The organism is Pseudomonas sp. 50_B (assembly GCF_017491625.1).
Classification (GTDB): Bacteria; Pseudomonadota; Gammaproteobacteria; order Pseudomonadales; family Pseudomonadaceae; genus Aquipseudomonas; species Aquipseudomonas danubii.
Genome location: NZ_JAFGYX010000021.1, coordinates 34,610 through 60,152, shown reverse-complemented (window position 1 = coordinate 60,152; position 25,543 = coordinate 34,610). Strand labels below are relative to the sequence as shown.

General features: G+C 60.3%; 31 protein-coding genes and 1 pseudogene. 15 read left to right on the top strand and 17 right to left on the bottom strand.

The window, feature by feature from the left end; all coding sequences use genetic code 11:
• Nucleotides 1-61: 61 nt before the first annotated feature.
• Together ahpC and J5M73_RS24465 are read right to left on the bottom strand one after the other, a co-directional pair.
• The gene (gene ahpC / locus J5M73_RS24470; RefSeq protein ID WP_011061677.1) at nt 62-625 is read right to left on the bottom strand and encodes an alkyl hydroperoxide reductase subunit C; all 564 of its coding nucleotides are present in this window, start codon (nt 623-625) and stop codon (nt 62-64) included.
• A 151-nt stretch (nt 626-776) separates the two neighbouring features.
• Nucleotides 777-1,715 (bottom strand): site-specific integrase, encoded by a 939-nt coding sequence (locus tag J5M73_RS24465; protein WP_102863260.1) that lies wholly within the window; start codon nt 1,713-1,715, stop codon nt 777-779.
• 180 nt (nt 1,716-1,895) lie between these two features.
• Between J5M73_RS24465 and J5M73_RS24460 the strand changes: the two genes are divergently transcribed.
• Complete coding sequence (locus tag J5M73_RS24460; protein WP_102863259.1) at nt 1,896-2,903, top strand: DNA-binding protein; 1,008 nt, start codon at nt 1,896-1,898, stop codon at nt 2,901-2,903.
• Here J5M73_RS24460 and gorA read toward each other — a convergent pair whose 3' ends face one another.
• Nucleotides 2,904-4,262: a glutathione-disulfide reductase gene (gene gorA, locus J5M73_RS24455; protein ID WP_102863258.1), complete on the bottom strand. Its 1,359-nt coding sequence runs from the start codon at nt 4,260-4,262 to the stop codon at nt 2,904-2,906.
• A 131-nt stretch (nt 4,263-4,393) separates the two neighbouring features.
• Nucleotides 4,394-5,233 carry a UTP--glucose-1-phosphate uridylyltransferase GalU gene (galU, locus tag J5M73_RS24450; RefSeq protein WP_007935647.1) on the bottom strand — a complete coding sequence of 280 codons (840 nt, stop codon included), beginning with the start codon at nt 5,231-5,233 and terminating at the stop codon, nt 4,394-4,396.
• A 464-nt stretch (nt 5,234-5,697) separates the two neighbouring features.
• On the opposite strand from galU, the gene J5M73_RS24445 reads away from it, so the two are divergent.
• Nucleotides 5,698-5,979, top strand: a complete 282-nt coding sequence (locus J5M73_RS24445; protein ID WP_102863257.1) for a hypothetical protein — start codon at nt 5,698-5,700, stop codon at nt 5,977-5,979.
• A 15-nt stretch (nt 5,980-5,994) separates the two neighbouring features.
• On the opposite strand, the gene J5M73_RS24440 is transcribed toward J5M73_RS24445, so the two are convergent.
• From J5M73_RS24440 to J5M73_RS24425, 4 genes are all read right to left on the bottom strand, one after another.
• On the bottom strand, nt 5,995-6,225 hold the full coding sequence (locus J5M73_RS24440) for a hypothetical protein (protein ID WP_102863256.1): 231 nt from the start codon (nt 6,223-6,225) through the stop codon (nt 5,995-5,997).
• A 69-nt stretch (nt 6,226-6,294) separates the two neighbouring features.
• Nucleotides 6,295-7,215, bottom strand: a complete 921-nt coding sequence (locus J5M73_RS24435; RefSeq protein ID WP_102863255.1) for a c-type cytochrome — start codon at nt 7,213-7,215, stop codon at nt 6,295-6,297.
• Nucleotides 7,212-7,862: a c-type cytochrome gene (locus J5M73_RS24430; RefSeq protein WP_102863254.1), complete on the bottom strand. Its 651-nt coding sequence runs from the start codon at nt 7,860-7,862 to the stop codon at nt 7,212-7,214. Before J5M73_RS24430 ends, J5M73_RS24435 begins: the two co-directional genes overlap by 4 nt.
• A 157-nt stretch (nt 7,863-8,019) precedes the next feature.
• Nucleotides 8,020-8,370 (bottom strand): hypothetical protein, encoded by a 351-nt coding sequence (locus tag J5M73_RS24425; protein WP_102863253.1) that lies wholly within the window; start codon nt 8,368-8,370, stop codon nt 8,020-8,022.
• 209 nt (nt 8,371-8,579) lie between these two features.
• Here J5M73_RS24425 and J5M73_RS24420 point away from each other — a divergent pair, with 209 nt between their 5' ends.
• From J5M73_RS24420 to ada, 5 genes are all read left to right on the top strand, one after another.
• The gene (locus J5M73_RS24420) at nt 8,580-8,882 is read left to right on the top strand and encodes a DUF1883 domain-containing protein (protein ID WP_011061687.1); all 303 of its coding nucleotides are present in this window, start codon (nt 8,580-8,582) and stop codon (nt 8,880-8,882) included.
• A 32-nt stretch (nt 8,883-8,914) separates the two neighbouring features.
• A complete protein-coding gene (locus J5M73_RS24415) occupies nt 8,915-9,085 on the top strand; it encodes a hypothetical protein (RefSeq protein WP_162884057.1) in 171 nt (56 codons plus the stop codon).
• A 103-nt stretch (nt 9,086-9,188) separates the two neighbouring features.
• Nucleotides 9,189-9,905 (top strand): 2OG-Fe(II) oxygenase, encoded by a 717-nt coding sequence (locus J5M73_RS24410; protein ID WP_102863252.1) that lies wholly within the window; start codon nt 9,189-9,191, stop codon nt 9,903-9,905.
• Nucleotides 9,895-10,629, top strand: coding sequence for a DNA oxidative demethylase AlkB (alkB, locus tag J5M73_RS24405; protein WP_102863251.1), 735 nt, complete (start codon nt 9,895-9,897; stop codon nt 10,627-10,629). The genes J5M73_RS24410 and alkB overlap by 11 nt, the downstream gene beginning before the upstream one ends.
• 31 nt (nt 10,630-10,660) lie before the next feature.
• Complete coding sequence (ada, locus tag J5M73_RS24400) at nt 10,661-11,734, top strand: bifunctional DNA-binding transcriptional regulator/O6-methylguanine-DNA methyltransferase Ada (RefSeq protein WP_102863250.1); 1,074 nt, start codon at nt 10,661-10,663, stop codon at nt 11,732-11,734.
• Here the strand turns inward: ada and J5M73_RS32185 are convergent.
• Nucleotides 11,698-11,799: pseudogene (locus J5M73_RS32185) on the bottom strand (AraC family transcriptional regulator); the annotation flags it as partial. The gene ada and the pseudogene J5M73_RS32185 overlap by 37 nt on opposite strands.
• 102 nt (nt 11,800-11,901) lie before the next feature.
• Between J5M73_RS32185 and J5M73_RS24395 the strand changes: the two are divergent.
• The 4 genes from J5M73_RS24395 to modC all read left to right on the top strand — a co-directional run bounded on the left by J5M73_RS24395 (nt 11,902) and on the right by modC (nt 15,713).
• A complete protein-coding gene (locus J5M73_RS24395; RefSeq protein WP_102863249.1) occupies nt 11,902-12,966 on the top strand; it encodes a nitronate monooxygenase in 1,065 nt (354 codons plus the stop codon).
• A 211-nt stretch (nt 12,967-13,177) separates the two neighbouring features.
• On the top strand, nt 13,178-13,945 hold the full coding sequence (gene modA / locus J5M73_RS24390; RefSeq protein WP_102863248.1) for a molybdate ABC transporter substrate-binding protein: 768 nt from the start codon (nt 13,178-13,180) through the stop codon (nt 13,943-13,945).
• A complete protein-coding gene (modB, locus tag J5M73_RS24385; protein ID WP_102863247.1) occupies nt 13,946-14,626 on the top strand; it encodes a molybdate ABC transporter permease subunit in 681 nt (226 codons plus the stop codon).
• 4 nt (nt 14,627-14,630) lie between these two features.
• Nucleotides 14,631-15,713: a molybdenum ABC transporter ATP-binding protein gene (gene modC / locus J5M73_RS24380; RefSeq protein WP_102863246.1), complete on the top strand. Its 1,083-nt coding sequence runs from the start codon at nt 14,631-14,633 to the stop codon at nt 15,711-15,713.
• Nucleotides 15,714-15,908: 195 nt separating this feature from the next.
• On the opposite strand, the gene J5M73_RS24375 is transcribed toward modC, so the two are convergent.
• Nucleotides 15,909-16,664, bottom strand: coding sequence for a carbonic anhydrase (locus J5M73_RS24375; RefSeq protein ID WP_102863575.1), 756 nt, complete (start codon nt 16,662-16,664; stop codon nt 15,909-15,911).
• A gap of 404 nt (nt 16,665-17,068) precedes the next feature.
• Between J5M73_RS24375 and J5M73_RS24370 the strand changes: the two genes are divergently transcribed.
• Both J5M73_RS24370 and J5M73_RS24365 read left to right on the top strand, forming a co-directional pair.
• Complete coding sequence (locus J5M73_RS24370) at nt 17,069-18,709, top strand: ATP-binding cassette domain-containing protein (RefSeq protein WP_102863574.1); 1,641 nt, start codon at nt 17,069-17,071, stop codon at nt 18,707-18,709.
• 88 nt (nt 18,710-18,797) lie between these two features.
• Nucleotides 18,798-19,190, top strand: coding sequence for a VOC family protein (locus tag J5M73_RS24365; RefSeq protein WP_102863245.1), 393 nt, complete (start codon nt 18,798-18,800; stop codon nt 19,188-19,190).
• Between the two features lie 34 nt (nt 19,191-19,224).
• Here J5M73_RS24365 and J5M73_RS24360 read toward each other — a convergent pair whose 3' ends face one another.
• The 5 genes from J5M73_RS24360 to J5M73_RS24340 form a co-directional block, all read right to left on the bottom strand.
• Nucleotides 19,225-19,545 (bottom strand): YbjQ family protein, encoded by a 321-nt coding sequence (locus J5M73_RS24360; RefSeq protein WP_102863244.1) that lies wholly within the window; start codon nt 19,543-19,545, stop codon nt 19,225-19,227.
• Nucleotides 19,546-19,689: 144 nt separating this feature from the next.
• Entirely contained in the window at nt 19,690-19,848 is a 159-nt protein-coding gene (locus J5M73_RS24355) for a hypothetical protein (RefSeq protein ID WP_162884058.1), read from the bottom strand.
• Nucleotides 19,849-20,074: 226 nt separating this feature from the next.
• Complete coding sequence (locus J5M73_RS24350) at nt 20,075-20,467, bottom strand: MliC family protein (protein WP_102863243.1); 393 nt, start codon at nt 20,465-20,467, stop codon at nt 20,075-20,077.
• Nucleotides 20,468-20,665: 198 nt separating this feature from the next.
• Nucleotides 20,666-21,442, bottom strand: a complete 777-nt coding sequence (locus J5M73_RS24345) for an aminoglycoside 3'-phosphotransferase (protein ID WP_102863242.1) — start codon at nt 21,440-21,442, stop codon at nt 20,666-20,668.
• Nucleotides 21,443-21,471: 29 nt separating this feature from the next.
• Nucleotides 21,472-21,792, bottom strand: a complete 321-nt coding sequence (locus tag J5M73_RS24340) for a GNAT family N-acetyltransferase (protein ID WP_243433920.1) — start codon at nt 21,790-21,792, stop codon at nt 21,472-21,474.
• Between the two features lie 218 nt (nt 21,793-22,010).
• Between J5M73_RS24340 and J5M73_RS24335 the strand changes: the two genes are divergently transcribed.
• The gene (locus J5M73_RS24335) at nt 22,011-22,946 is read left to right on the top strand and encodes a hypothetical protein (RefSeq protein ID WP_102863240.1); all 936 of its coding nucleotides are present in this window, start codon (nt 22,011-22,013) and stop codon (nt 22,944-22,946) included.
• Nucleotides 22,947-23,058: 112 nt separating this feature from the next.
• Nucleotides 23,059-23,832 (top strand): methanethiol S-methyltransferase, encoded by a 774-nt coding sequence (gene mddA, locus J5M73_RS24330; protein ID WP_102863239.1) that lies wholly within the window; start codon nt 23,059-23,061, stop codon nt 23,830-23,832.
• 132 nt (nt 23,833-23,964) lie between these two features.
• Here the strand turns inward: mddA and J5M73_RS24325 are convergent, their stop codons facing one another.
• Together J5M73_RS24325 and J5M73_RS31935 are read right to left on the bottom strand one after the other, a co-directional pair.
• A complete protein-coding gene (locus J5M73_RS24325; protein WP_102863238.1) occupies nt 23,965-24,696 on the bottom strand; it encodes an ABC transporter substrate-binding protein in 732 nt (243 codons plus the stop codon).
• 493 nt (nt 24,697-25,189) lie between these two features.
• Complete coding sequence (locus J5M73_RS31935) at nt 25,190-25,327, bottom strand: hypothetical protein (RefSeq protein ID WP_240322014.1); 138 nt, start codon at nt 25,325-25,327, stop codon at nt 25,190-25,192.
• Nucleotides 25,328-25,543 lie beyond the last annotated feature (216 nt).

Below are 25,543 nucleotides of genomic sequence, written 5' to 3'. Positions count from 1 at the left end.
CGTTTTAGGGGCGGTGCAGCTGACTTAAGTGCGGATCACCGCCCTTGGGTAATGCATGGACTTAGATCTTGCCAACCAGGTCCAGGGACGGAGCCAGAGTGGCCTCGCCTTCTTTCCACTTGGCTGGGCAGACTTCGCCTGGGTGAGCGGCAACGTACTGAGCGGCCTTGATCTTGCGCAGCAGCTCGGAAGCGTCACGGCCTACGCCGCCATCGTTGATTTCAACGATCTTGATCTGGCCTTCCGGGTTGATCACGAAGGTGCCGCGGTCAGCCAGACCGGCTTCTTCGATCAGCACGTCGAAGTTGCGGGAGATGGCCAGGGTCGGGTCGCCGATCATGGTGTACTGGATCTTGCCGATGGCTGGCGAAGTGTTGTGCCAGGCAGCGTGAGCAAAGTGGGTGTCGGTGGAAACGCTGTAGATCTCAACGCCCAGTTTCTGAAATTCGGCGTAGTTGTCGGCCAGGTCTTCCAGCTCGGTTGGGCAAACGAAGGTGAAGTCAGCCGGGTAGAAGAACACGACAGACCATTTGCCTTTCAGATCAGCGTCCGACACTTCGACGAATGCGCCGTTTTTGAATGCGGTAGCTTTGAACGGTTTAACTTGGCTGTTGATGATAGGCATCGTTGACTCTCCATCAGTGGTTGAAAACATTGGGTGAAAACTTGATGGGGAGAATCCTAACCAATGACTTGCCGCTTGGCTCATTGGCAAACCTGATGCTATCGATTGGCTTTGACTATCAGCCGACAGTATTAATAGAAGAAACCTTTGATTACCGACGGACCGGCTGCGGATCAATCAGCGCCATGCCCATGAACGGGCTGGCCTCCACGTAGCGCATGGCGGACTTCAGGTCCTTCCAGCCCACATAGCTCATCAGGGACTTGAGGTCCCACCCGCTGCGATGGGCCCAGGTGGCAAAACCACGGCGCAGGGAGTGGCTGGTGTAATGCTCGGCATCAATGCCGGCGCGCTCCAGGGCCTGGCGCAGTAACGGAATCACGCTATTGGCGTGCAACCCCTGTTCGCTCAGGTGGCCCCAGCGGTCGATGCTGCGAAACACCGGACCGCGCACCAGTGCGGCGCTGTTGATCCAGTCGACATAGGCCTGCACCGGGCATAAGCGCTGCAGCGCCGGCGTGTGAAAAGTGCGACCCAGGTTGTCGCGATCACCCTTGCTGCGCGGCAGATAGAGGCTGATGCCGGAACCGGCCACAGCCTGCACATGCTCGATCTGCAAGCGACACAGTTCATCACTGCGAAAACCCCGCCAGAACCCCAGCAGGATCAGCGCCCGGTCGCGGCGTGCTCGCAACAGGTCGGCCTGACGGCCTTCGGCGGCAGCGGCTGTGCCCTCCTCGTCAAGCCAGCCAATCACCTGCTCCAGGTGCCGTAACTGCAAGGGCTCGGCTTGTTTCTCACGCACTGGATGCAATGCACGAATGCCCTTGAACACTTGGCGTACCACCGGCGCCTTGGTCGGATCGGCAAAGCCCTGGCTGTTGTGCCATTGAGCCAGGGCAGAAAGGCGCAACTTCAGGGTGTTGATCGACAACTCCCCGGCGTAGGCCGCGAGATAACGGGCCACGCTCTCCGCCGTCGTCGGCAGGAACCCGCCCCACTGCACCTCGAAATGCTCGATCGCTGCCCGATAACTGCGACGGGTGTTATCGCGGGTAGCGGCTTGCAGGTAACGATCCAGTTCACTCATGACAATTCAACCCCGGCAGATGTACGGCCACAAAAGACAAAGAAGCGCCGCATGCCCCGTGACACTGGGTAATACTACAATATCCCAGGTCATATTTTCTCTATCTAGCAGCTTCATCCATCTGTACAATAACCATCAATTACATACCATGTATCACAGTATCAAATCGTTGGAGAAGCCATGGCTCGCGGAGGCATAAACAAGGCGGTGGTGAAGAAAGCGCGTCAGGCGATTCTTGCCCGCGGCGAACACCCCAGCATCGATGCAGTACGCATAGAAATGGGCAATACCGGCTCGAAAACCACCATCCACCGCTATTTGAAGGAGCTGGATGACGGCACCAGCCGCCGAGATGCGGGCCCGATGCCGCTGGATGAAGAGTTGAGCGAACTGGTGGGACGACTGGCTCAACGCCTGCAGGAGCAGGCCCAGGAACCTCTGGAACAGGCCCTCGCCCACTCCGAACAACAGAAGCAGGCCTTCGAGCAGCAATTGGAGCAAGCGCGGCAGAGCCAAGAGCAACTGCAACAGCAGCTACAAATCCAGGCCAGCGCCCTGGCCGGGGAAAGTGCCGCCCTGCAAGACACCCGCTCCATGCTGCAGAGCGAACAGACCCGCAACGCCGAACTCAATCAAGCCTTGAAGGATTGCCATCTGCGCCTAGAAGACAAGGAGCAACAGATCCGCTCCCTGGAAGAAAAGCACCTGCATGCCCGGGACGCCCTGGAGCACTATCGCGCCGCCAGCAAGGAACAACGCGAACAGGAACAGCGTCGCCACGAAGGCCAGATCCAACAGGTGCAAATGGAGCTGCGCCAGGCTCAGCAGAGCGCACTGGTACGCCAGGATGAAATCACCCAACTGCATCGTGACAATGAACGTCTGCTCAGCGAGCAGCGAGCCACCCACAAGGAGCTTAAGCTGGTCCAGGACGCCGCGAGCAAGAGCACCGTATCGCAAGCACTGCTCAGCGAGCAGCTGGCGCGTCAGGACAGCGCCGTCGCCCTGCTCCAGGAACGCTTGCGCGTAGCCTCGGAGGAGATTCAGGCACTCAAGGAAAGAGCCGACAGCCAGACTCGATTGAGCAAGGAGATGGAGTTGCGCGCCGCCAAGGCCGAGGCCGGCCTTGAGGCGCTGCGCCTGGCTGCGGCAACCAAGGCGCAGCCAGACACGCCTGCAGACGCGTGATCAGTCCGCGACAGGGGTACGCAGGGTAACGAACTCTTCGGCAGCCGTCGGATGCACGCCGATGGTTTCGTCGAAGTCGCGCTTGGTGGCTCCCGACTTCAGGGCAATCGCCAGGCCCTGGACAATTTCCCCGGCATCAGGTCCAACCATGTGGCACCCCAGCACCCTGTCGCTCTCGGCATCCACCACCAGCTTCATCAGGGTGCGCTCCTGGCAGTCGGTCAGCGTCAGCTTCATCGGCCGGAAACGGCTTTCGAAGATCTGCACCTTGTGCCCCGCCTCGCGCGCCTGCTCTTCGGTCAAGCCAACGGTGCCGATATTCGGCAAGCTGAAGACCGCCGTCGGAATCATCCGATAATCCACTGGGCGATACTGTTCCGGCTTGAACAGACGCCGAGCCACGGCCATGCCTTCTGCCAGGGCCACAGGTGTCAGTTGCACGCGACCAATTACATCGCCAATGGCCAGGATCGACGGCTCGCTGCTCTGGTACTGGTCGTCGACCTCGATAAAGCCGCGCTTATCGAGTTTGACACCGGTATTCTCCAGCCCCAGGTTGTCGAGCATCGGCCGACGCCCAGTGGCGTAGAACACGCAATCTGTTGCTAGCTTGCGACCGTCCTTGAGGGTGACCTCCAGACTCCCATCGGCCTGCTTGTCGATGCGTTCGATATCCGCATTGAATTGCAGTCCCAGGCCGCGCTTGGTCAGCTCTTCCTGCAAATGCTTGCGCACCGCGCCATCAAAGCCACGCAGGAACAGATCACCGCGATACAGCAACTGCGTATCGGCACCCAGGCCATGGAAGATCCCGGCAAACTCCACCGCAATGTAACCACCGCCCACCACCAGGACACGCTTTGGCAAAGCTTTGAGGAAGAACGCCTCATTGGAACTGATGGCATGCTCGCGACCGGGAATATCCGGAATCTGCGGCCAGCCGCCTGTGGCAATCAGGATGTGCCTGGCACTGTAGCGCTGGCCATTGACCTCCACCTGATGAGGATCAATCAACTTGGCATGGCCTTCGTGCAGGGTCACGCCACTGTTGACCAGCAGATTACGGTAGATGCCATTAAGGCGATTGATTTCGCGATCCTTGTTGGCGATCAAAGTCGCCCAATCAAAGTTCGCCTCGCCCAGTGACCAGCCAAAACCCGAGGCCTGCTCGAAGTCTTCGGCGAAGTGGGCTCCGTACACCAGGAGTTTTTTGGGCACGCAGCCGACGTTGACACAGGTACCGCCCAGATAGCGGCTCTCGGCCACCGCGACTTTCGCCCCGAAACCCGCAGCAAAGCGCGCGCAACGTACACCGCCGGAACCGGCACCAATTACATAAAGATCAAAATCGTAGGCCATTTCACTCTCCCAGGCAGACTGACAGCATAACCGCAGATGGCGATCGGGTCAGCGCCGTGGTTTTACATAAGGGCGAGCAATGAAAAAGCCACCCGAAGGTGGCTTTTTCCGACAACCCCGCGAGGCGACTATCAGTACGCCTTGCCGGTCTTGTAGAAGTTCTCGAAGCAGAAGTTGGTCGCGTCGATGTAACCCTCGGCGCCACCGCAGTCAAAACGCGTGCCCTTGAACTTGTAGGCCATTACACAACCGTTCTGCGCCTGCTTCATCAGGGCATCGGTGATCTGGATTTCACCCCCCTTGCCCGGCTCGGTCTGCTCGATCAGATCGAAGATGTCCGGCGTCAGGATGTAACGACCGATGATCGCCAGGTTCGACGGGGCGTCTTCCGGCTTTGGCTTCTCGACCATGCTGTGAACGCGATAGATGTCGTCGCGAATCATCTCGCCGGCGATCACACCGTACTTGTTGGTTTCCTGCGGGTCGACTTCCTGGATGGCCACGATCGAGCAGCGGAACTGTTTGTACAGCTTGACCATCTGGGTCAGCACGCCGTCGCCTTCGAGGTTGACGCACAGGTCGTCTGCCAGTACCACGGCGAAGGGTTCATCACCGATCAGCGGGCGACCGGTCAGAATCGCGTGGCCCAGGCCTTTCATTTCGGTCTGGCGAGTGTAGGAGAACGAGCACTCATCCAGCAGTTTGCGGATACCAACCAGGTACTTTTCCTTATCGGTGCCCTTGATCTGGTTTTCCAACTCGTAACTGATGTCGAAGTGGTCTTCGAGGGCGCGTTTGCCACGGCCGGTCACGATGGAGATTTCAGTCAGTCCAGCATCCAGCGCTTCTTCAACGCCGTACTGGATCAGTGGCTTGTTCACCACCGGCAGCATTTCTTTAGGCATGGCTTTAGTCGCTGGCAGGAAGCGAGTACCGTAACCGGCTGCTGGGAACAAGCATTTCTTGATCATATGAGTCCTTAAAAAGGCTGTGCGTACGAGTTTCGGCGCAGTCTAATCAGGCCGCGTGCACCTTACAATGCCCCGCGCTGGCTAACCGCTGCCATCATAGAGAAATAAAGCGCCAGATAGTTCCGCAGCATCCTCCAGATAGCGCACGGCGTAAACCTTCATCACCTCACAGGGCTTGTAAACCGCCACCTGGAGCCTTGACCAGCCAGATCGAGATGCTTCCCATGCGAGCCCGCAAAGGCACAGACAATTGCATTTTCCACGCAACACTGATGGCACCGTCGACGGCGACGAAATAGCCCTTGGATTCCCGACACAAGAGCTGCCATATCCAGATGCGGCACTTTTCGGCAATGCCTGCGGACTAAGGTGATGCGCTGTACCGAAATGGCCATTAGCTATAGCATCGCCACATCGATACCCGCCTCCCAACACATCCCCCTCCCAGACGACGAAATCCCCCCATGAACAGACTTCTCGCAGTCACCGCTGTACTGGCTCTGACCGGATGCGCCACGGCTTCCAACACCTATCTGACCAATGGCGAACAAGGCCTGAGCATCGACTGCTCCGGGGAAGCCGGCTCCTGGGCCAGCTGCTATGAAAAAGCCGAAGCGTCCTGCGCCGGCACGGGCTATCAGATCGTCAGCACCGAAGGCACACCCGCCCCCAAGGAAAGCGACAAGACCCTGGGAGTCGACGTTGGCAACTACAAAAGCCGCAGCGTGATAGTCGTCTGCAAATAGCGGGCAAACGCCCCACTACATGTGAATCTCGGCAAACTTGATGCCCAGGCCGCGAATGGTTTCGATCAGATCGTCAAGACGGGAAAAGGATTCCACCTCGTCGCTCTCATCCACCAGAAAGTAGCTGCGTCCGGCACTCTTCTTGAAAAACACAATCCATTCCCCGGAGTTGGCCGGGTTCTGAATCACGTGAGTGGCAGAGATCAAGCCCTCTGCATGCTTTTCCCTGACGTGTTCCCGCTTCATGCTTTCTCCCAAAAAGACGATGCCGCCAAGGCTTGAACCCGGGCGGCATCGTTGACGATAGGGGATAGTTTATCGGATGCCCTGGCCTATCAGCACGCCCTCTACTGTCTGACCGTACAAATTTACCCCGTCATTGGCGTGAAACTTGATTCGGGTCTTCTCGATGGAGCCCTCCACCAGGCGCGGGTCCTGGGGCCGCTCGTGGCTGTTGACGAAGGCCGCCACATCCCAGGCCTGCTGGTCGCTCAGGCTGCCGCCCTTGCCCAGGGGCATGTTGTGCTTGATAAAGGACGCCGCCGTATTGATCCGATGCATCCCCGCGCCCCAGTTGTAGGAATCCTTGCCCCAAAGCGGCGGCATCACATAGTCCGCGCCAGCCTTCTGGCCCTGACCTTGCTCGCCATGGCAGACCGCGCATTGCGCCTGATACACCGCCGCGCCCCGCTTCAGGTCATAGCCCTTGGCAGGCTGGGCCACATCCGGATACCCCCTTCCAGGCAGCTCCACGCCCAGGGGCGCCTTGCTCGCCAGCCAGTAGGCATAGACCGACAGCGCAGTAATCTCCGGACTGTCCGCCGCCGGCGGCTTGCCACCATTCATGCTGAACTGGAAGCAGCCCTGCAAGCGTTCGGCAAAGGTGTTCACCTTGTCGTTCTTCTTGCGGTAGGCGGGATACATCGGATAGGCGCCCCAAAGCGGCGCGGAGTTGGCCAGGCGGCCCTGGTCAAGGTGACAGTTGCTGCAATTGAGCCCGTTGCCCACGTACTGCGGCGCCAGGCGCTTGGTGTCGACAAACAAGGCATGACCTTCGCGCACCAGCTTGCCGTAGGCATTGTCCGGTAACTCGCTCTCAGCCGGCGGCTGGAAGTACTGGGTATGAGCGGGAGCGCTTGGCGCCGGTATCTGCGACTGATCCTCCATGGCGATGGAGGCGGCCTGAACTTGAACGGCAAGCAATGCCATCAACGGCCCGGCAATCAATAGTTTCATGGCCGCGCCTCCTGAGGTTGCAAGCTGGCAAAGTAGTCCGCCACTGCGGTGACTTCTTCGGCACTCAAGGACTTGGCGACATGCCCCATCAGGTCGTTGGGGTCGTTGTGCCGACTGCCATCGCGCCAGGCATTGAGTTGCGCCACCAGGTAGCCGGCCGGTTGCCCGGCCAGGGGCGGAAAAGCCACACCGACACCGACACCACCAGGCCCGTGACAACTGACGCATTCGGGAACCTGCCGCTCCCAGGCGCCCCGCAAGGCCAGGCGTTCACCGACACCGCTGGCGGCCTGGCTACGGCCGATCGCTTGGGTTTTCGGCCCGGGCATGGCCGCGAGGGTGGCGGTCACGGCGGTGATTTCGTCTTCGCTCAACGCCTTGGCCAGAGGCTGCATGACCGGACTGCTGCGTGCACCGCTGCGAAAGTCATGCAACTGCTTGGCCAGATAGCCCGCCGGCAAGCCGGCAAGACGCGGGAACCCGGCGGGGGCCAAGCCCATCGCGTCCGCTCCATGACAGGCCAGACAAGCTGTTGCCCCTGGCTGGGTGCCGCCTTGGGTGAAGACTTTCTGCCCATCCACGGCGTGTGCAGATTGCGCAATCAGTAGCATCAGGCCACTCAATAGCATTCGATCCAGTGGGATCATATGGACTCCATTATTCTAGTTATATGCTTAGACCCAGCGGGCATAAGCACACAAATAGTAGGGCAATCGATCCATAGCGACAATGCGAAATTGGTGCGGGTATCTGATGCTGCTCACGAGAGCCGTTTCGGGCCCTGGCGCGGCCCTGGGCTTGGATTCAGCCGGAGATGCAGGCCTCCCCCGCCTTGCGCACGTCCTGTGGCCGCAGGGGGTTGTTGGACATTTGCTCATGCAGCTTGATGCTGCTGCCGCCGGAGCGCTCATCGATGTAGAACACCGCCGCCGGAGCCGCCGACAGGCTCTGCGGGACGATCACCCGGTAACCTTCCTTGCGCGGCTCAACCTGCAGTGCGCCACGGCTGCCGGAAAGCTTCCCGGACAGGCAATTGGCGTACTCCTGGGGCTTCTTGCCAGAGATGACACTCAGGGTCGGCGGCGTCTGGTTGATATCCGAGACGGAGGCACAACCGCTGATGGCCATGGCCAGAACCCACACCCAGCGCTTCATATAAAATCTCCAATAAAAATCCATCCGACAGCACAGGCGCTGCTTTTCTCCAGAGGCACGGCTTTATCGCCGATAAAAATCCAAATAACTGTTTTAAATTGTCAAAGCCCGAGGCCGGGGCCGAATAATAACCCTTTGGGCCTGATAAACTGCGCCATCGCCCACGCCAACGTTTTGTTTTTGTAGATATAGCCCTTCTGGAGGCGCCCATGAAATTCATCCACCAGCGCGAGCACCTGAACGAAGACGATATCGTCGTCATCGAATGCTCCCAGGTCTGCAACATTCGCCTGATGAGCGACGCCAACTTCCGCAGCTTCAAGAATGGCGGTCGTCACACCTATCACGGCGGAGCCTTCGACAAGTTCCCCGCCAAGATCACCGCCCCCAGCACCGGCTTCTGGAACATCACCATCGACACCGTCAACCGGCGCCCCATCAGCGTGACCCGCAAGCCGAACCTGACTCACTCGATCCGCATCATTCGTCGCTCCAGCTCGAAACTGCGCTAAGCCCCAACCTCCTCGCGACAACAGGTAACCCCGTGCCTCAGACCACCAAATACGTCATCAAATACAAGCTCAATGGTGAGCGCCGCTTCGAATTTGCCCAGCTTGAAAACGGTACCCAGGAAGAAGCCCGGGCCGCCCTGGAAGCCCTGCATGGCCAGTCCGACGACGTCATCAGCGACGTCAGTGTCAGCAAGGCCTTGTAGGCCGTCTTTGCCCAAGACCGATTCAAGCGCAAGCAGCGGAGTGTGCATGGGGTGCCTGAGCCCCAGACTGGAGGAAATCTCTTGCACCCAGGACACTCCCGCCATGCCTGTTTCCTCGCTCCAGGATCGCCTGCAACAACTGGACTGGGCCCGTATTGAGCAGGCCCTCGACCAAGACGGCTGCGCCCGCCTCGAAGGCCTGCTGAGTGCCGGCCAATGCCAGTCCCTGAGGGATCTGTACAAACACCCTGCGCTGTTTCGCTCGAAAGTGATAATGGCCCGCCATGGATTCGGCCGTGGCCAGTACCAGTACTTCCGTTACCCCTTGCCGGAACCGGTCGCCGAGTTGCGCCAGCAGTTGTATCCGTATCTGGTGGACCAGGCCAATCGTTGGAACCAGAGCCTGAATATCGACATCCGCTACCCGGCAGAACATTCGGCATTCATCCAGCGTTGCCAGAGCGCGGGACAGCAGCGCCCCACTGTGCTGTTACTGCAGTACGGCCCCGAGGACTACAACTGCCTGCATCAGGATCTGTATGGCGAGCACGTATTTCCCTTGCAAGCGGCCTTCCTCCTGTCCCAGCCTGGAACGGAGTTCACTGGCGGCGAACTGGTGCTCACCGAGCAGCGTCCGCGTATGCAGTCACGGCCACAGGTCATTGGTCTGAAGCAAGGTGATGGGGTGATATTCGCCGTGCATCATCGGCCGGTAAAAGGTTCCCGCGGGTACTATCGAGTCACCCTGCGCCATGGCGTCAGTCGCGTACACAGCGGACAGCGCCACACCCTTGGAGTGATTTTTCACGATGCCTTGTAGCCATGAGCCGCCCGGCAGCCTCGGGCTTTTCGATGAAAGCGATCTGCAACAGCCGGCACGCATCGAGGTGCTTGGCCCCCAGTCCCGCGTCCTGCGCGGCTTCGCCCTGCCGTGGATCGAAGGGCTACTGCCACAACTTGAGGAAGTGCTGGCCGCGGCGCCGTTTCGCCACATGATCACGCCCGGCGGCTTTACCATGTCCGTCGGCTTGAGCAGTTGCGGCCAGTTGGGCTGGACCAGCGACAGCAAAGGCTATCGCTACAGCCCTATTGATCCGCAAAGCCTGCGTCCCTGGCCGGCAATGCCCGAGGTGTTCCGCCAGTTGGCGCAGACGGCAGCCGAAACCGCCGGCTTCAAAGGCTTCAACCCCGACTCGTGCCTGATCAACTGCTACCGGCCCGGCGCGAAGATGTCCCTGCACCAGGACAAGAACGAGCGCGACTTCAGCGCCCCCATCGTCTCCCTGTCCCTGGGTCTGCCGGCAATGTTCCTTTTCGGCGGCCAGCAGCGCGGCGACAAAAGCCAGCGGGTGCCATTGCTGCACGGCGACGTGGTGGTCTGGGGCGGCGTCGATCGCCTGCGCTATCACGGGGTGCTGCCCCTCAAGGACGGCAGCCATCCCCTGCTCGGCCAGCAACGGATCAACCTGACCTTTCGCCGTGCCGGCTCAGAGGTAGAGTTCAACCGCAAGCCCCGGAGTGCCGATCAGGCACCGGGCCGTTAATCTGGCCGCCACTCCGCGCCGAGCACCGACCATGAATGCCCTGACACGCAAACAACAGATTGAACAGGACCCACGCTGGCAAGCCGTGCTCAAACGCGACGCCCGCGCCGATGCGACGTTCGTCTATGCCGTCCGGACCACCGGGGTGTACTGCCGCCCCAGCAGCCTGTCGCGCCTGCCAAAGGCGGAAAACGTCGAGTTCTTCGACAGCGCCCAAGAGGCCGAGGCGGCGGGTTATCGTCCGAGCAAGCGTCAGGCCAGCGACCAGACCCAGGTGGCCGCGCACCACGCGGCACTGGTGGCCGCGGCTTGTCGGCAGATCGAGGCCGCCGAGTCGGCCCCCAGCCTGGAGCAACTGGCGCAGCATGCGGGCGTCAGCAGCTACCACTTTCACCGGGTATTCAAGGCCGCCACCGGACTAACACCGCGGGGCTACGCCAATGCGCAACGCTCGCGCAAAGTCCGCAGCCATCTGCAAAGCGGGCACACGGTGACCACCGCCCTGTACGACGCCGGCTTCAACTCCAACAGCCGTTTCTATGAAGCTGCAGATCAGTTGCTGGGCATGAAACCCAGTGACTACCGCGCCGGCGGGCCCAACACCGATATCCGCTTCGCCGTGGGCCAGTGCTCCCTGGGCGCGATCCTGGTGGCCCAGAGTCACCGGGGCGTCTGCGCCATCCTCCTCGGAGACGACCCCACCCCGTTGGTGGAGGAACTGCAGGACAAGTTTCCCCGCGCCAACCTGATCGGTGCCGACGCAGATTTCGAACGCCTGGTCGCCCAGGTCGTGGGCTTTGTCGAGGCGCCGGCCATCGGCCTGGACCTGCCCCTGGACCTGCGCGGCACCGCATTCCAGGAACGAGTGTGGCAGGCCCTGCAAAGCATTCCCGTCGGCAGCACCGCCAGCTACGCCGAGATCGCCCAGCGTATCGGTGCCCCCAAGGCCATGCGCGCAGTGGCCCAGGCCTGCGCGGCCAACACCCTGGCGGTGGCGATCCCCTGCCACCGGGTGGTGCGTAGCGACGGCAGTCTTTCCGGCTACCGCTGGGGCGTGGAGCGCAAGCGTCAGTTGCTGGAACGCGAAACGCTGTCCGAGGCCTGAATCCCGATGTAGATCGCCAGCGAATCGGCGCTGGTATAGACCTCAAAGTCCGTGGCAAATGCCCGATCTTGAGCACCCCCGGGAAAAGTCAGCTGGCCGAGGACGCCCCTCTCCTGCTAAAAACCACCGGCTGCCTCGTCCAATCCTGCCGCCGGAGAACCATGCACATGAGCCAATGGACCGATAGTCGCCTCCTCGATCTGCTGGGCATCGACCTGCCCATCATTCAAGCCCCCATGGCGGGCGCCAACGGCTCCGCCATGGTGATTGCCGTGTCCCGGGCCGGCGGTCTGGGCTCGTTGCCATGCGCCATGCTCACCCCGGAACAGATCCGCCAGGAAGTGCAGGTCATTCGCTCAGCCACTCGGCAGCCGCTGAACCTGAACTTCTTCTGCCATCAGGTACAGGCCGTGGACAGCGCGCAGGAGAGCCGCTGGAAGAACGCCCTGCAACCCTACTACCGCGAACTGGGCGCCGACTTCGATGCACCGACGCCGGTCAGCAATCGGGCGCCCTTCGACGAAGCGGGTTGCCAGTTGGTGGAAGAGCTGCGGCCCGAGGTGGTGAGTTTTCACTTCGGATTGCCAGAGCCGACGCTGCTGGCCCGGGTCAAGGCCACCGGGGCCAAGGTGCTCTCTTCGGCCAGCACCGTGGACGAAGCCCTATGGCTCGAAGCGCGCGGCTGCGACGCGGTGATTGCCATGGGCTACGAAGCTGGTGGCCACCGGGCAATCTTCCTCAGCGACGACCTCAACACCCAGGTGGGCACCATGGCCCTGGTGCCGCAGATCGTCGATGCACTGAAGGTGCCGGTGATCGCCGCCGGTGGCATCGGCGACGCCCGGGGCATTGTCGCGGCAATGGCTCTGGGCGCCTCGGCAGTCCAGCTGGGCACTGCCTACCTGTTCACTCCAGAAGCCAACATCAGCGCCGCCCATCACCGGGCCCTGCGTACCGCCAAGGAAAGCCAGACCGCACTGACCAACCTGTTCACCGGTCGCCCCGCTAGAGGCATCGTCAACCGGGTGATGCGCGAAATCGGCCCCATCAGTTCCCTGGCGCCAGCGTTTCCCCGCGCTGGCGGAGCCTTGCTGCCGCTGAAGGCCAAGGACGATGCCGACTTCGCCAATCTCTGGTCCGGCCAGGCCCTGCGCCTGGGAGTGGAGCTGCCTGCCTACGAGCTGACCCTGCGTCTGGCCGAACAGGCCCTGGCGCAGCTCAAGCGGCGCTGACCGGCCGGCGCCGCGACCACGGTCGCGGTGCTGGTTGCCGCACCGGTTGATGTGCCGGTTGCAGCCCTTTGCCAGCGAGGCCTGCGGCACAGTTCCGCTGATCGAGAATTCGCTATATATTTCGCTATACAGCGACACTCGCTGCCCTGGGTGCAGATTCCCTCCGAGCATTCGCTGCCCAACGCGCCCTTCTCTCCAATGGAGCTGTTCGATGAACCTTAGTGCCTCAGGTTTTGCCCCGACTTGCCTCGCTAGCCTGCTCGCCCTCTTCGCCTTCGGCTCGGCCCAGGCCGCTGAAGTCCAGGTGGCGGTCGCTGCCAACTTCACCGCACCGATCCAGGCCATCGCCGCCGACTTCGAAAAAGACACAGGCCACAAGCTGGTGGCCGCCTACGGTGCCACCGGGCAGTTCTATGCCCAGATCAAGAACGGCGCGCCTTTCGAGGTCTTCCTCTCTGCCGACGACAGCACCCCGCAGAAACTCGAAAGCGAGGGCGACATCGTCAAGGGCTCGCGCTTCACCTACGCCATCGGCACCCTGGCCCTGTGGTCGGCCAAGGACGGCTACGTCGACAGCCAAGGCCAGGTGCTCAAGGACAATCAGTACCAGCACCTGTCCATTGCCAACCCCAAGGCGGCGCCTTACGGCCTGGCCGCGACCCAGGTGCTGGCCAAGCTGGGCCTGACCGACAAGGTCAAGGCCAAGATCGTCGAGGGCCAGAACATCACCCAGGCCTATCAGTTCGTCTCCACCGGCAACGCCGAACTGGGTTTTGTCGCCTTGTCGCAGATCTATAAAGACGGCAAAGTCACCAGCGGCTCAGCCTGGATAGTCCCGGCCCAGATGCATGATCCAATCAAGCAGGATGCGGTGATCCTCAACAAGGGCAAGGACAACCCGGCCGCCAAGGCGCTGGTTGACTACCTCAAGGGGCCCAAAGCCGCCGCCGTCATCAAATCCTACGGTTATCAACTGTAAATGAGCCTTTCGAGTGCCGATTTTTCCGCCATCTGGCTGACCCTTAAACTGGCGTCCCTGACGACCCTCATCCTGCTGGTCATCGGTACTCCGATTGCGTTATGGCTGTCGCGCACCCGCTCCTGGTTGCGCGGGCCGATCGGCGCCGTGGTGGCATTGCCCCTGGTGTTGCCACCCACGGTGATAGGTTTCTATCTGCTGCTGGCCCTCGGGCCCAACGGCTTCTTCGGCCAGTTCACCCAGTCCTTGGGGCTGGGCACCCTGACCTTCAGTTTCAGCGGCCTGGTGCTGGGCTCGGTGATCTATTCCATGCCCTTTGTGGTGCAACCGCTGCAAAACGCCTTTTCTGCCATTGGCAGCCGCCCTCTGGAAGTGGCCGCAACCCTGCGCGCCAATCCCTGGGACACTTTCTTCTCGGTGATCCTGCCTCTGGCCCGGCCGGGCTTCATCACCGCCTCGATTCTCGGCTTTGCCCACACCGTCGGCGAGTTCGGCGTGGTGCTGATGATCGGCGGCAACATCCCTGACAAGACCCGGGTGGTCTCGGTGCAGATCTACGATCACGTCGAGGCCATGGAGTACGCCCAGGCCCACTGGCTGGCCGGCGCCATGCTGGTGTTCTCGTTCCTGGTGCTGCTGGCGCTGTACTCCAGCCGCAAGACCCGTGCTGGCTGGAGCTGAGTCGATGAGCATTCACGTCAAGCTGAACCTGGACTACCACGACTTTGCCCTGGACCTCGACCTGCAACTGCCGGGGCGCGGCGTCACCGCGCTCTATGGCCATTCGGGCTCGGGCAAGACCACTTGCCTGCGCTGCATTGCCGGCCTGGAAAAGGCCGGACGTGGGCGGATCCGGATCAACGATGAAATCTGGCAGGACAGCCAGCGCAAGCTGTTCATCCCGCCCCACAAGCGCTCCTTGGGTTATGTATTCCAGGAGGCCAGCCTGTTTCCCCACCTGTCGGTCCAGGCCAACCTGGAGTTCGGCCTGCGCCGCATTCCCCGGCAGCAGCGCCGGGTGGACATGGCCCAGGCCACCGAGTTGCTGGGCATCGGCCATCTGCTCCAGCGCCACCCGCAGAACCTCTCGGGCGGCGAACGCCAGCGCATCGGCATCGCTCGAGCCCTGCTCACCAGCCCACGGCTGCTGCTGATGGACGAACCCCTGGCGGCCCTGGACTCGAAACGCAAAGGTGAAATCCTGCCCTATCTGGAGCGGCTGCACGACGAGCTGGATATCCCGGTGCTGTACGTCAGCCACTCCCAGGATGAAGTGGCGCGGCTGGCCGACCATATCGTGCTGCTCAGTGACGGCCGCGCACTGGCCAGCGGTCCCATCGGGCAAACCCTGGCACGACTGGATCTGCCCCTGGCTCTGGGGGATGACGCCGGGGTCGTGGTGGAAGGCCGGGTCAGCGACTATGACGCGACCTACCAACTGCTGACCCTGCAACTGCCCGACAGTCAATTACGGGTGCGCGTGGCCCACCAGCCCCTGGCGCTGGGCAAGTCCCTGCGTTTCAAGGTCCAGGCTCGGGACGTCAGCCTGAGCCTGCAGGCCAGCGAACACAGCAGCATTCTCAATCGCCTGCCGGTGACCGTCAGCGACGAGATTCCCGCAGATAACGCCGCCCACGTCCTGGTACGCCTGGACGCGGCCGGCACCCCGCTGCTGGCCCGCATCACCCGCTACTCCCGGGATCAGCTCGACCTGCACCCCGGTCAACAACTCTGGGCGCAGATCAAGGCGGTGGCGGTACTGGCATGACACCGGGCAAGCCAGCCCTCTGGCATGCGCGCCGAACCGGTACCGATCGCCTGAACTTCACGTTGAAACGCGCCTGGATATAAAAAAGAGGTCTCTACACTAGAACGGGTTCGATTACTTCATCGTAGTTGCCCGGGAGTCTCGATCCATCGAGCAACTACGACAAATGACAACACTATTTCAGAGGGAAATAGTTCAGGTAGTAAATTCAACCACTCCGCCGTTCAAGTGATACATGGCACCGACTATTTTTATTTTTCCTTCTTTTTCCAACTGGCTCAGTGTGGAACTTTCCTGGCGAATTTCATTGATGGTGTTCTGCACGTTGGTCTTGGCCACTGCATCCACAAACTCATCGTTCTTACTGCTGCGTTCTCCAGCGTACTTAGTTGCACCAATGGCCGGTTTGATCTTGTTCAGCAGCCCGGTCAGGCTACCCAATTCGACATTGTCGATAGCACCTTTGATGGCACCACATGCAGTATGCCCCATCACCAGAATGACTTTGGCCCCGGCGGCCGCACAGGCGAACTCCAGACTGCCGATCAGGTCACTGTTGGCGACATTCCCGGCGATACGGGCATTGAAGGTATCGCCAATCCCGGCATCCAGAATGATCTCCGCCGGCGCTCGTGAATCAATGCAACTGAGGATCACCGCCGCCGGAAACTGCCCGCTCGCACTGGCTCTTTTCTGTGCCAGATAGTCGTGTTGATCCATTTTTCCGTTGCGAAAGCGCAGATTGCCTTCCTTCATACCGGCAATGACTTGATCCGGCGTCATGTTATCGCGCTGTTCCTTGCTCAAGGACGCGGCATAGGAAAAACTTGATATACCCAACCCCACCCCTGCGACAATACTGACAGCAGTCAAACCCAGCGCTGTTTTCAACACCGTACGTCTACTACTGGATGAGCATTCTTCACAATTATTAGTAACGTTGTTTTGCATATCAGCCACCTCGAACAATAAATTCCGGAGATCCACCACCTGGATTAAAGTTCGCACCTCAAACTGAGTCAACCCAACAGAACCCAAACAATCCAAAGATCAAAAAACCGCAATTAAAACAATAACAACAAAGAATAAAAAAACTTTCACATTGATAATTCCCAGTCTCGCTCCAGGGCTGAGGAGCCTTCTGCGGGACCTGGAGCAAACGGCGCAATCCATATCAAAGTTCCCGTCGGCGAATCAGCGGGCTTGTCAGCCAGATAATTCCGCGGTTAGGCTACGCACCTTCTTTCCCGTCCCTGGACGATTGCCGACGTGAACAACTAAGCCTTCCCAAAATGTCTTCGCAATGAGCCCTGCAAGTGCTCATTGGCCTGCTAACACATTTTCCGGAGGTGCTGATGACTCACGTCACCCGGCTGCCTGCGCTGGTTTCACTGAACCAGCTGACTTATCAATTCGCCAATGGCGAAACCTTGCTCGATGCCCTGACCCTCAGCTTCGATCGCCTGCCCACGGCCATAGTCGGGCGTAATGGCATGGGTAAATCCCTGTTGCTGCGCCTGATCGCCGGAGAACTGCAGCCCTCTTCCGGCAGCCTCAATTGCGCCGCCAGCCTCGCCTATGTCCCCCAGGACCCGCTGCCTGCTCCGCAGCAGACGGTGGCCCAGGTCGCAGGCGTCGCTGATGCCCTGAGGGCCCTGCAGCGCCTGGCAGCCGGTAACGCCGACCCGGAAGACCTGCTGCGGGTGGATGACCGCTGGGACCTGGCCGAGCGCCTGCGTCAGGCTCTGGATGAGGCCGGCTTGCAACACCTGGAACCGGATCATCCGGCGGCGAGCCTGAGCGGCGGGCAACTGGCCCGAGTGGTGCTGGTCGGTGCTCTGCTCAGCGACGCCGACCTGCTGTTGCTCGACGAGCCCAGCAACCACCTGGACCGTGCCGGACGCTGCTGGCTGATGGCGCAACTGCGCCACTGGCGCGGCGGCTTGATCCTGGTCAGCCATGACCGCCAGTTGCTGATGCAGGTACAACGCATCGTTGAGCTCAGTCCCCAGGGAGCCCAGGTCTACGGCGGCAACTACGCGCTGTACCAGGCTCAGCGTCAGGCCCATGACGATGCCGCCCAGGCGGCACTGGAACATGCCCGCACCCAGCGCAGCCGTGAACACAAGCGTCTGCAACGCGAGCACGACACCATCCAGCGCCACGCCGCTACATCGCGTAAATACGCCAAGACCGCCAACATCTCCAGCTTCGAGCGAGCCAAGATACTCGGCGCCGCCCGGGACATCATGGGTCAGGTGCGTCACAGCCATCAGGGGCACAAGAGCGCCCTTGATGAGCAAGTACGCAGTGCCTATGCCCGGGTTACCGCGCAACAACCGACCCTGCTGACCCTGCCCGATACCACCCTGCAGGCAGGCCAGCCAGTGCTCAACCTGCAGCAGGCGCAATTGCCCTGGCTGGACCGCCGGTCGCCGGCGTCCTATCTCACCTGCAACATCAGCGGCCCGGCACGCATTGCCCTGATCGGCCCCAACGGTTGCGGTAAATCCACATTGCTGAAGATGCTCGCCGGTCAATTGCAACCCCTGAGCGGCGACTGCCGGGTGACGGTGAACAGCGCCTATCTGGACCAGCACCTGCTGCAACTGGCCCCCGGCACCTCATTGCTGGAGCAACTGGCCAATGCCGCTACACCACTGGAGGAAAGTGCCTTGCGCACCTGCCTGGCACGCCTGCAACTGGATGCTCGGCGGGTGCAGCAACCCTGCGCCCTGTTGAGCGGCGGAGAGCGGCTGAAAGCGGCGTTGGCGCTGGCATTGTGGGGGGGCAGCCCGGCGCGCTTGCTGCTGCTCGACGAGCCAACCAATCACCTGGACCTGGAATCGGTACAGGCCTTTGAACAAGCCCTGCGGGACTACCCCGGGGCACTGGTAGTGGCGTCCCACGATCAGGACTTCCTCCAGGCCCTGGCACCGACCCATGAGCTGCAATGGTCCCCACGGGGCTGGGAGTTACTGGAGCGTCGCCAATAACACAGTGCCTTATCGCAAAAAACCGCGGACAGGCGCGTGCCCATGCTAGATTCGCGTCCTCTTATCCATAGACAAGGAGCGTCACGCCATGCAGTTCGGCTACACCATCATCTATGTGCCCAAGGTTGAAGATTCCCTGGCCTTCTTCGAGCAGGCCTTCGGCTTCAAGCGGCGGTTTCTCCATGAGTCCGGCACCTACGGCGAACTGGAAACCGGTAGCACCACCCTGGCCTTCGCCGATCACGACCTGGCAGAACTGAACTTCAAGGCTGGCCACGTCGCCGCCCATTCCTCGCCGCACCCTCTGGGCATGGAACTGGGACTGGTGACCGACGACGTCCATGCAGCCCATGCCCGAGCCCTGGAACAGGGCGCCCAGGAACTTGCGGCCCCCAGCAGCAAACCCTGGGGGCAGACGGTGTCCTACGTGCGTTGTCCGGATGGCACCCTGGTGGAGCTCTGCACCCCAGTGGGTGCTTGAGTCCAGGGAGTGCGGGAGGAAGTCGGGCAGAACGTTACTTGAGCTTGACGGCGGTCCCGGTGGCAAACACCACCACCATGCCGCCACGCCCAGAAGGCATGCTGATCTCGAAATCCACGCCGACCACTGCGTCGGCATTGAACTGACGGGCCCGCTCCTTGATTTCACTGGTGGCCTGGATCCGCGCTTCCTTCAAGGCGCGCTCCAAGGTCTGAGAGCGACCACCAAAGAAGTCGCGCATGCCGGCAAAGAGATCGCGGACCACGTTGATACCCTGGACGGATTCAGCACTGACGATGTCCAGATACGCGGCAATTTCCCGACCTTCGATATGGGCGGTGGTGGTGACAATCATGTATTTCTCCCTTGAACAGACATTCCGTCCCGAGCTCCCGGGACATTAAGGCTGGCGATGGTATCAGAGCGACGGTGAGGGTCGGTCATGGGCAACAATGGCGTCGCCACACACAACAGCCCCGCTCTGGAGCGGGGCTTGGGATCAGGGCTTCAAGGGACGTTCTTCGTCCAGTTCCGACAGGCTCTTGCCATCGTCCGGGTGTTTCCAGGTTTGCGGTGGCGGCTCCTTGTGCTCGACCTGGTACTGCGCCGCCTCGTCACTGCGCTCCTGCTCATAAGGGCGTTGCTGTTGTGTTGCCATGCCCACCTCTCTTCCTGAAGGGATTTTTAACTCGCCATTTCAGGTTAGAACAGATCCGGCAATGGCTCGTTTTTGCCGACAAAACACACCCTGAGCAAGATGAAACTTCTTTCACCCAGACGCTAACTCCGTCTGTGTATAGTTGCTTCGCTCATTCAAGCAACTACAGTTCGCCCGCGCGCTCGCGCGGGCTTTTTTTGCCTCAAGCCCCTCTGCGGGGGAGCTGTTACTGCGGATCAATCTCCTGGCAGTCCTTGAGCAGTTGCTGCTCCTTGGCGGTGTGATCTGCCTCCAGGAACGACAACACGCCCAGCTTGCCCTTGGTGTGCCAGCGAAAGCTGTTCTGTTCGTCGTCTGCCACATACAGCGCGCCGGAAGCCGAGCGAGCAATGTGCATGGGAATCAATTGCTCCTTGTAGTAGAGCGTGGCAAACGAGGTGCCATTGTCGATGTTCAGGTAGGCCGCATCGATGCGGACATTACCCTCGCACTGATAGCGCGCCACCTGGCTCTGATAGGTCGGCTCAGGGGCGGGCGCCTGCGCCTGGGCAGCCTCGGTCAAAATCGGCAGGGCCGAAGCCAGAGCTGCGGCGCAGAGCGTTGCGAGACGAGTTTTCACGGTATTTCCCCCGAATGGTCAAAGATGCCCCATGGGACTGGTGATAGCGATTTTAGTTCATGCCCGAGAGGCCTTCGTCCGGTCCTGCCGACCGCTCCAGAGCAGAGGGCTCGTGTGCAGGGCTGAAGCTTGCGGAACCAGATATTGATGCATCGTCCCACCCTGCACGTCGCCGTTACAGGTGCCTGATCCCATCAGCTAGAACAGCTCGTCCAACTGTTCAAAGAAGATCCGCCTTGAAGGATTGTCCGGGAGTCCCAAGCCTTGGAGAAACTCAGCCGCGTCCGCCTCGCAAAGCACTTCGCGGAGATCGCGCTGGATAAAGGCGATGTCCAGCCAGCGGTCGGCCAACCCGCCCCGCCCCAGATCGATGAAATACAGCTCATCGCGACCATCGATGAAGATGTTGCTGTCCCCCAGATTACCATGGGAAAAAACCAGGTCTTCAATGGGCCGGGTACGCTGCAGATGCGTCCGCAGGGCCTCGGGGCCGGCCAACCCAGGCCATTGGGCCAGGTCATATTCCGCAGCGCACAGTCCCTGGGCCATCAGGTAATCCAGCTCGGCGAGGCGCATCGAGACTCCGGCATCGAATGGACACTCGTCCACCGCCACTGACTGCATTTGATGCAGCGCCTCGCGAAACAGCGGCAGTGCCGGTTGGCCGGCGGCTATGCAAGAGGACAATGGAACACCCGGCACAGAGCGGGTAATCATAAACTCGCCTTCACCCCCCGACTCCACCAGCACCAGTTCGGAAACCTTGAGGCGCCCGTCCAGCCAATCAAGTAGACGAGCCTCCCGCAAGACGCTGTAGGTGGTGGGGGCATAGAGAGCCGCCGAGAACTTGAGGAAGAAGCGCTCGTTGCCGCGAAGGAAGCTATACACACGGCAAGGCGACTCACCCACGGTGTCCGGGACTAGCTGCGCATCACCAATGAAGCGCGCGATGGCCTCAGGCAGTTTCAATGTCATGGGGGTCACACTGTTTCCAACCATTTTTATCAGACCGATACCGGGGGCTCGACCCGATCGCGGGGCATCAGGGTCAAGTAGTCTTCAAGGGAGTCCGAGGACAGCGGCTTGATCATGATGCGCACCCTGTGCCGTAACTGGCCCAGCTCTATCCCGTCACGGGTACGGGCCTCGACATAGCCACAGGCTCTCCAGAAACCCTCGGCCCGGACGTTCTCGAACACCACGCTCAACCGCAGCCAGCGCGCGCCCTGCCCGGCCGCCCAGTCTTCAAGCTCGCGGTGCAACTGCCGGGCAACGCCCCGGCCCTGCAGCGAGCTGGCCAGCAATCCAGTGGTTGAATGAGGCAATAGCCCTTGTGGCACGGGGTAACACTTCTAAAGGTCCACAGGACCCGTGCATGAAAGGGCGATCCTAGTGCTCCCTGCCCCCCCCGGGGACATGGTCAATTTGTTGAAAAATGTGTAGGGCACTGTGCCGGACCAAGACTCAGGTAGGCGACAGGACTTATTATCGACGCCCCTCGCCAGCGGCTCAGCCCGGCCCCACCCAACAGCGGATTCCAGCCATGCCTACCCCTTTGTCCTCGCCGGGTTACCAGCGCCTGCTGGACCTGCAGCAACGCATCCATGGCTTCACCCGGGACCAGGCAGCCGAGCGCGACGACCACCCCGAAGACCTGACGGGGCCGCTGTGGGTCAGTGACTACAACTACCTGGCCCTGGCCCCAATGCGTGGTGGCCTGCATCTGGAGTTTCATGGCGACCTGTGGGAAGAGCCCTTTGCCTGGACCCTGGAATGCCTCGCCGACCAGGCAGTGGCCGACACCCTCAGTTCCCTGGCCTTTTCTGGCCCGGACCAAGGGTCAAACGGCACCCGCGAATGGGAGTTCACGCCCTTGTTGGACAGCGACGTGAACTTTCCCATTCTCAGGTCGCTGTCGGTTCGCCCCAGCGAGCCCCAGGATCACAATGCCTCGCTGATCCAGAAAGCCGGCATGCTGATGGAGGAAGCAGGAGAGATCGCCCGCTTTGTCGCCAAGGCGCCGCATCTGAGCGAATTGACCCTGCCCAATGCCCCCGACTCGAGCTTCTTCCAGGTCCATCTGCCGCACCTTACCCACCTGCGTATTGGCGGCCATTGGGACACCCAGCACTTCATTGCCAACCTGGCCAGCTCGGACAATCTGCCGCGGCTGAGCAACCTGGACTTCACCGAATCCAGCGCGCTGCAGAACAACTGGGCGGATCAGCGCGAAGATCAGTCCGTCACCTCCTTCGCCAACTATGAACAACTATTCGCCAGTACTGCCTGCGACCCTTTGAGGGCGCTGCGCCTGCGCAACACCTGCCTGAGCCTGGAACAGCTCGAGAGCCTGCAACAACTGCGCCCTGCATTGCAGTTCATGGTGATCCAGGCCACTGGCGGCGGCTACGTAAAGCATTTTGCCCGGCAAGTATTTCCCTGGCGGCATCTAGTGCAGCCGGATCCGGGACAACGCTGAAACAGCCAAGGAACAGCAAGCGACAATCAGTGCTAGGTTTAAGCGTCGATTAATTGAGTTTCCACTCTGGGCGCAAGTTTGCAGTCTCCGCCATGACCGAAAGGAATCGTTCATGAACGCGGACTACAAACTGAAAAAAACAACCGGAAACACTGCCAAAAACCTGCTTTATCTGCTCTACAGCCTCTGCAGCTACGTGATTTTTCTCCTGACCTTTCTCTACTTGATTGGTTTTCTCGGTTCGTTGTTGGTACCAAAAAACATTGACTCAGGGGTATATCGCCATGGGCTGGTTGCAACAGTTATAGATATCGCCCTTATCACCCTGTTCGCGGTCCAGCACAGCGTCATGGCCCGCGAAGGCTTCAAGAAAAAAATAACCAGGATCATTCCCGCCCCCATAGAGCGAGCGACTTATGTTCTATGCAGCAGCCTGATGCTGATCCTCTTGTTCATCCTGTGGCAACCCATCCCGGCCGTGGTCTGGACCGTTCAGGCCGAGGGTTTCAGAGGGTTGCTGAACGGCTTGTACTGGGCGGGATGGGGGCTTGCGCTAATGGCAACCTTTCTGATCAGCCATCTTGAGTTATTTGGTTTGAAACAGGCTTACCGTGGCATCTACAAAACCCAGCCGGAGCCCCTCAACTTCATCACGCCCTTTCTCTACAAGGTTGTTCGCCACCCCATGTACCTGGGCTTTCTCATAACCTTCTGGGCAACGCCTGAGATGACTGTCGGACACCTCGTGTTCGCACTGACCTGCACCGCTTACATATTCGTGGGAACCCATCTCGAAGAGAAAGACATGGCCAGAGTCTTTGGCAAGCAATACCTGGCTTATAAACAGCAGGTTGGCATGCTGCTGCCTTCACGCAAAAAAACCTGAGTTGCGAAGAAGGTTGAACGCTCTTGAAATCCTGATTGGGAGGACGTCTCCAACAGTCACTCCCCTCCCCCACAGGTCCTTCAAGAGAAACGCACCTGCCGTCGACATGGACCTGATATGACCAATACTTCGCTATTGAAGAGGCGCGACAGTCACATCGGTCTGCCCGCTCCGGGCCAGTGCGGCCTTGACGAATCCTTCGGCCTTCTTGCGCTTGATGAAGTCCCTGACATAGGTCGCGCCTGCTTCCCGCTGCCGCGGCACTGCCATGGCCTGACGAATAGCCGTAAACGCACCCTCCAGTACACGATAACCCGGAGTGTTGGCCGCCATCTGCTCCAGGGGTTGGCGCACGCCGGCCGCCGCATCCAGATGCTGTTGAAGATAAAGCTCGACCGCACCCGCCGAGGTTTCCGCCCGTTCAAGCTGAGCATGTTTCAACGTACGAGACAGAAACAGGTCGTAGGCCGCACCTTTGCCCACTGCCAACCGCAGGCCTGGCTGGTCGAGATCCTCGACCGCCTGGAAAGGTGAATCCGCCGCCACCAGATAGGTGCCCTCAATGATGACGTAAGGCTCGCTGAAGGCGATCTGCTCCTCACGCACTGGCTCGATAGCCAGAAAAGCGACATCCCAGATGCCCTCCTCCAACGCCGCAAAGACCTTGCCGGCAGCATCGAAAGTGGCCATCTGCAAACTTACGCCGAGCTCTTCAGCCAGAGCGCCTGCCAAGGCGACCGACACACCTTGCGGCGAACCATCACTACCTTTTTGCGCCAGGACTGGGTTGCCAAAATTAATCGCGGCCCGCAGCACGCCTTGCGGTGCCAGATCGTCCAGGACCGCTTGGTTGATAGCACTCATGTTTTGCTCCGTGAATGAGGTTCAGAAAAAAGCAGGACCGGTGACCGGCAACAGCTAACTGATGGACTCGGACTCGCGCATCACTGTCTTTGCACTATGAGAACAGCCGCCTCAACCCTTTCGCCGTTGCGACCAACCGATCATCATAAAAACGCTCCCGGGTATCCAAAAACCGGGGTTAGAGGTGCCCATTCCCACAGCGAGCAGGGTCATGCCAACTACGAACAATGGTTGCCTGAACAGATTTTCCATAACAAAGAAGCTCCTGTAAAAACCAGCCTCATTTAATCAGAACCGCGCCGTTTGAGTGCGGTAAACAGCACATACCGTCTACCGTACTCGGTTGGCTCCCCTGCCGATCTTTTCTCAAGGCAATAAAGAACCCGCTCAGGGCGGGTTCCAAGGGGGCACGCTTAATAGCCTGCTTGAGAGCGGACAGTGCCAACTTCAAAAAGCAGGTCCGGATTCAACCGGACCTGCCAGATGACCTGCACTAAGGGCATTCGCAAGTAGAAGGACCAAACACCGGACCGCTGCACGGGTCCTTGGATGGGCCAAATACCGGGCACGCAGCCTGGGCAGTCAGGGAAAAACCACAGAGCAGCAGCACAGCCAACATGACTTTCTTCATTTGTAACCTCCTGGTCAGTAGACGAGCAATCCATGCCCACTATCGAGGGCACGAGCAAACACTTAGGGGCACTCGCAAACCGTAGGTTCAAGAACCGGGCCCCAAACACCCGTCCCTCACGCGCCTGCCACCAGAACGGTCAGCGAGCACGCCAAAGGACCCGAAACAGAAAAGACCAGTCACGTCGGTTGCGCCAGTGTGGTGCATTGTCGCGCC

What these genes read in the sequence shown, in the direction of transcription:
- ahpC (WP_011061677.1), bottom strand. Translation starts at nt 625, where the DNA reads ATGCCTATCATCAACAGCCAAGTTAAACCGTTCAAAGCTACCGCATTC.
- J5M73_RS24465 (WP_102863260.1), bottom strand. Translation starts at nt 1,715, where the DNA reads ATGAGTGAACTGGATCGTTACCTGCAAGCCGCTACCCGCGATAACACC.
- J5M73_RS24460 (WP_102863259.1), top strand. Translation starts at nt 1,896, where the DNA reads ATGGCTCGCGGAGGCATAAACAAGGCGGTGGTGAAGAAAGCGCGTCAG.
- gorA (WP_102863258.1), bottom strand. Translation starts at nt 4,262, where the DNA reads ATGGCCTACGATTTTGATCTTTATGTAATTGGTGCCGGTTCCGGCGGT.
- galU (WP_007935647.1), bottom strand. Translation starts at nt 5,233, where the DNA reads ATGATCAAGAAATGCTTGTTCCCAGCAGCCGGTTACGGTACTCGCTTC.
- J5M73_RS24445 (WP_102863257.1), top strand. Translation starts at nt 5,698, where the DNA reads ATGAACAGACTTCTCGCAGTCACCGCTGTACTGGCTCTGACCGGATGC.
- J5M73_RS24440 (WP_102863256.1), bottom strand. Translation starts at nt 6,225, where the DNA reads ATGAAGCGGGAACACGTCAGGGAAAAGCATGCAGAGGGCTTGATCTCT.
- J5M73_RS24435 (WP_102863255.1), bottom strand. Translation starts at nt 7,215, where the DNA reads ATGAAACTATTGATTGCCGGGCCGTTGATGGCATTGCTTGCCGTTCAA.
- J5M73_RS24430 (WP_102863254.1), bottom strand. Translation starts at nt 7,862, where the DNA reads ATGATCCCACTGGATCGAATGCTATTGAGTGGCCTGATGCTACTGATT.
- J5M73_RS24425 (WP_102863253.1), bottom strand. Translation starts at nt 8,370, where the DNA reads ATGAAGCGCTGGGTGTGGGTTCTGGCCATGGCCATCAGCGGTTGTGCC.
- J5M73_RS24420 (WP_011061687.1), top strand. Translation starts at nt 8,580, where the DNA reads ATGAAATTCATCCACCAGCGCGAGCACCTGAACGAAGACGATATCGTC.
- J5M73_RS24410 (WP_102863252.1), top strand. Translation starts at nt 9,189, where the DNA reads ATGCCTGTTTCCTCGCTCCAGGATCGCCTGCAACAACTGGACTGGGCC.
- alkB (WP_102863251.1), top strand. Translation starts at nt 9,895, where the DNA reads ATGCCTTGTAGCCATGAGCCGCCCGGCAGCCTCGGGCTTTTCGATGAA.
- ada (WP_102863250.1), top strand. Translation starts at nt 10,661, where the DNA reads ATGAATGCCCTGACACGCAAACAACAGATTGAACAGGACCCACGCTGG.
- J5M73_RS24395 (WP_102863249.1), top strand. Translation starts at nt 11,902, where the DNA reads ATGAGCCAATGGACCGATAGTCGCCTCCTCGATCTGCTGGGCATCGAC.
- modA (WP_102863248.1), top strand. Translation starts at nt 13,178, where the DNA reads ATGAACCTTAGTGCCTCAGGTTTTGCCCCGACTTGCCTCGCTAGCCTG.
- modB (WP_102863247.1), top strand. Translation starts at nt 13,946, where the DNA reads ATGAGCCTTTCGAGTGCCGATTTTTCCGCCATCTGGCTGACCCTTAAA.
- modC (WP_102863246.1), top strand. Translation starts at nt 14,631, where the DNA reads ATGAGCATTCACGTCAAGCTGAACCTGGACTACCACGACTTTGCCCTG.
- J5M73_RS24375 (WP_102863575.1), bottom strand. Translation starts at nt 16,664, where the DNA reads ATGCAAAACAACGTTACTAATAATTGTGAAGAATGCTCATCCAGTAGT.
- J5M73_RS24370 (WP_102863574.1), top strand. Translation starts at nt 17,069, where the DNA reads ATGACTCACGTCACCCGGCTGCCTGCGCTGGTTTCACTGAACCAGCTG.
- J5M73_RS24365 (WP_102863245.1), top strand. Translation starts at nt 18,798, where the DNA reads ATGCAGTTCGGCTACACCATCATCTATGTGCCCAAGGTTGAAGATTCC.
- J5M73_RS24360 (WP_102863244.1), bottom strand. Translation starts at nt 19,545, where the DNA reads ATGATTGTCACCACCACCGCCCATATCGAAGGTCGGGAAATTGCCGCG.
- J5M73_RS24355 (WP_162884058.1), bottom strand. Translation starts at nt 19,848, where the DNA reads ATGGCAACACAACAGCAACGCCCTTATGAGCAGGAGCGCAGTGACGAG.
- J5M73_RS24345 (WP_102863242.1), bottom strand. Translation starts at nt 21,442, where the DNA reads ATGACATTGAAACTGCCTGAGGCCATCGCGCGCTTCATTGGTGATGCG.
- J5M73_RS24335 (WP_102863240.1), top strand. Translation starts at nt 22,011, where the DNA reads ATGCCTACCCCTTTGTCCTCGCCGGGTTACCAGCGCCTGCTGGACCTG.
- mddA (WP_102863239.1), top strand. Translation starts at nt 23,059, where the DNA reads ATGAACGCGGACTACAAACTGAAAAAAACAACCGGAAACACTGCCAAA.
- J5M73_RS24325 (WP_102863238.1), bottom strand. Translation starts at nt 24,696, where the DNA reads ATGAGTGCTATCAACCAAGCGGTCCTGGACGATCTGGCACCGCAAGGC.
- J5M73_RS31935 (WP_240322014.1), bottom strand. Translation starts at nt 25,327, where the DNA reads ATGAAGAAAGTCATGTTGGCTGTGCTGCTGCTCTGTGGTTTTTCCCTG.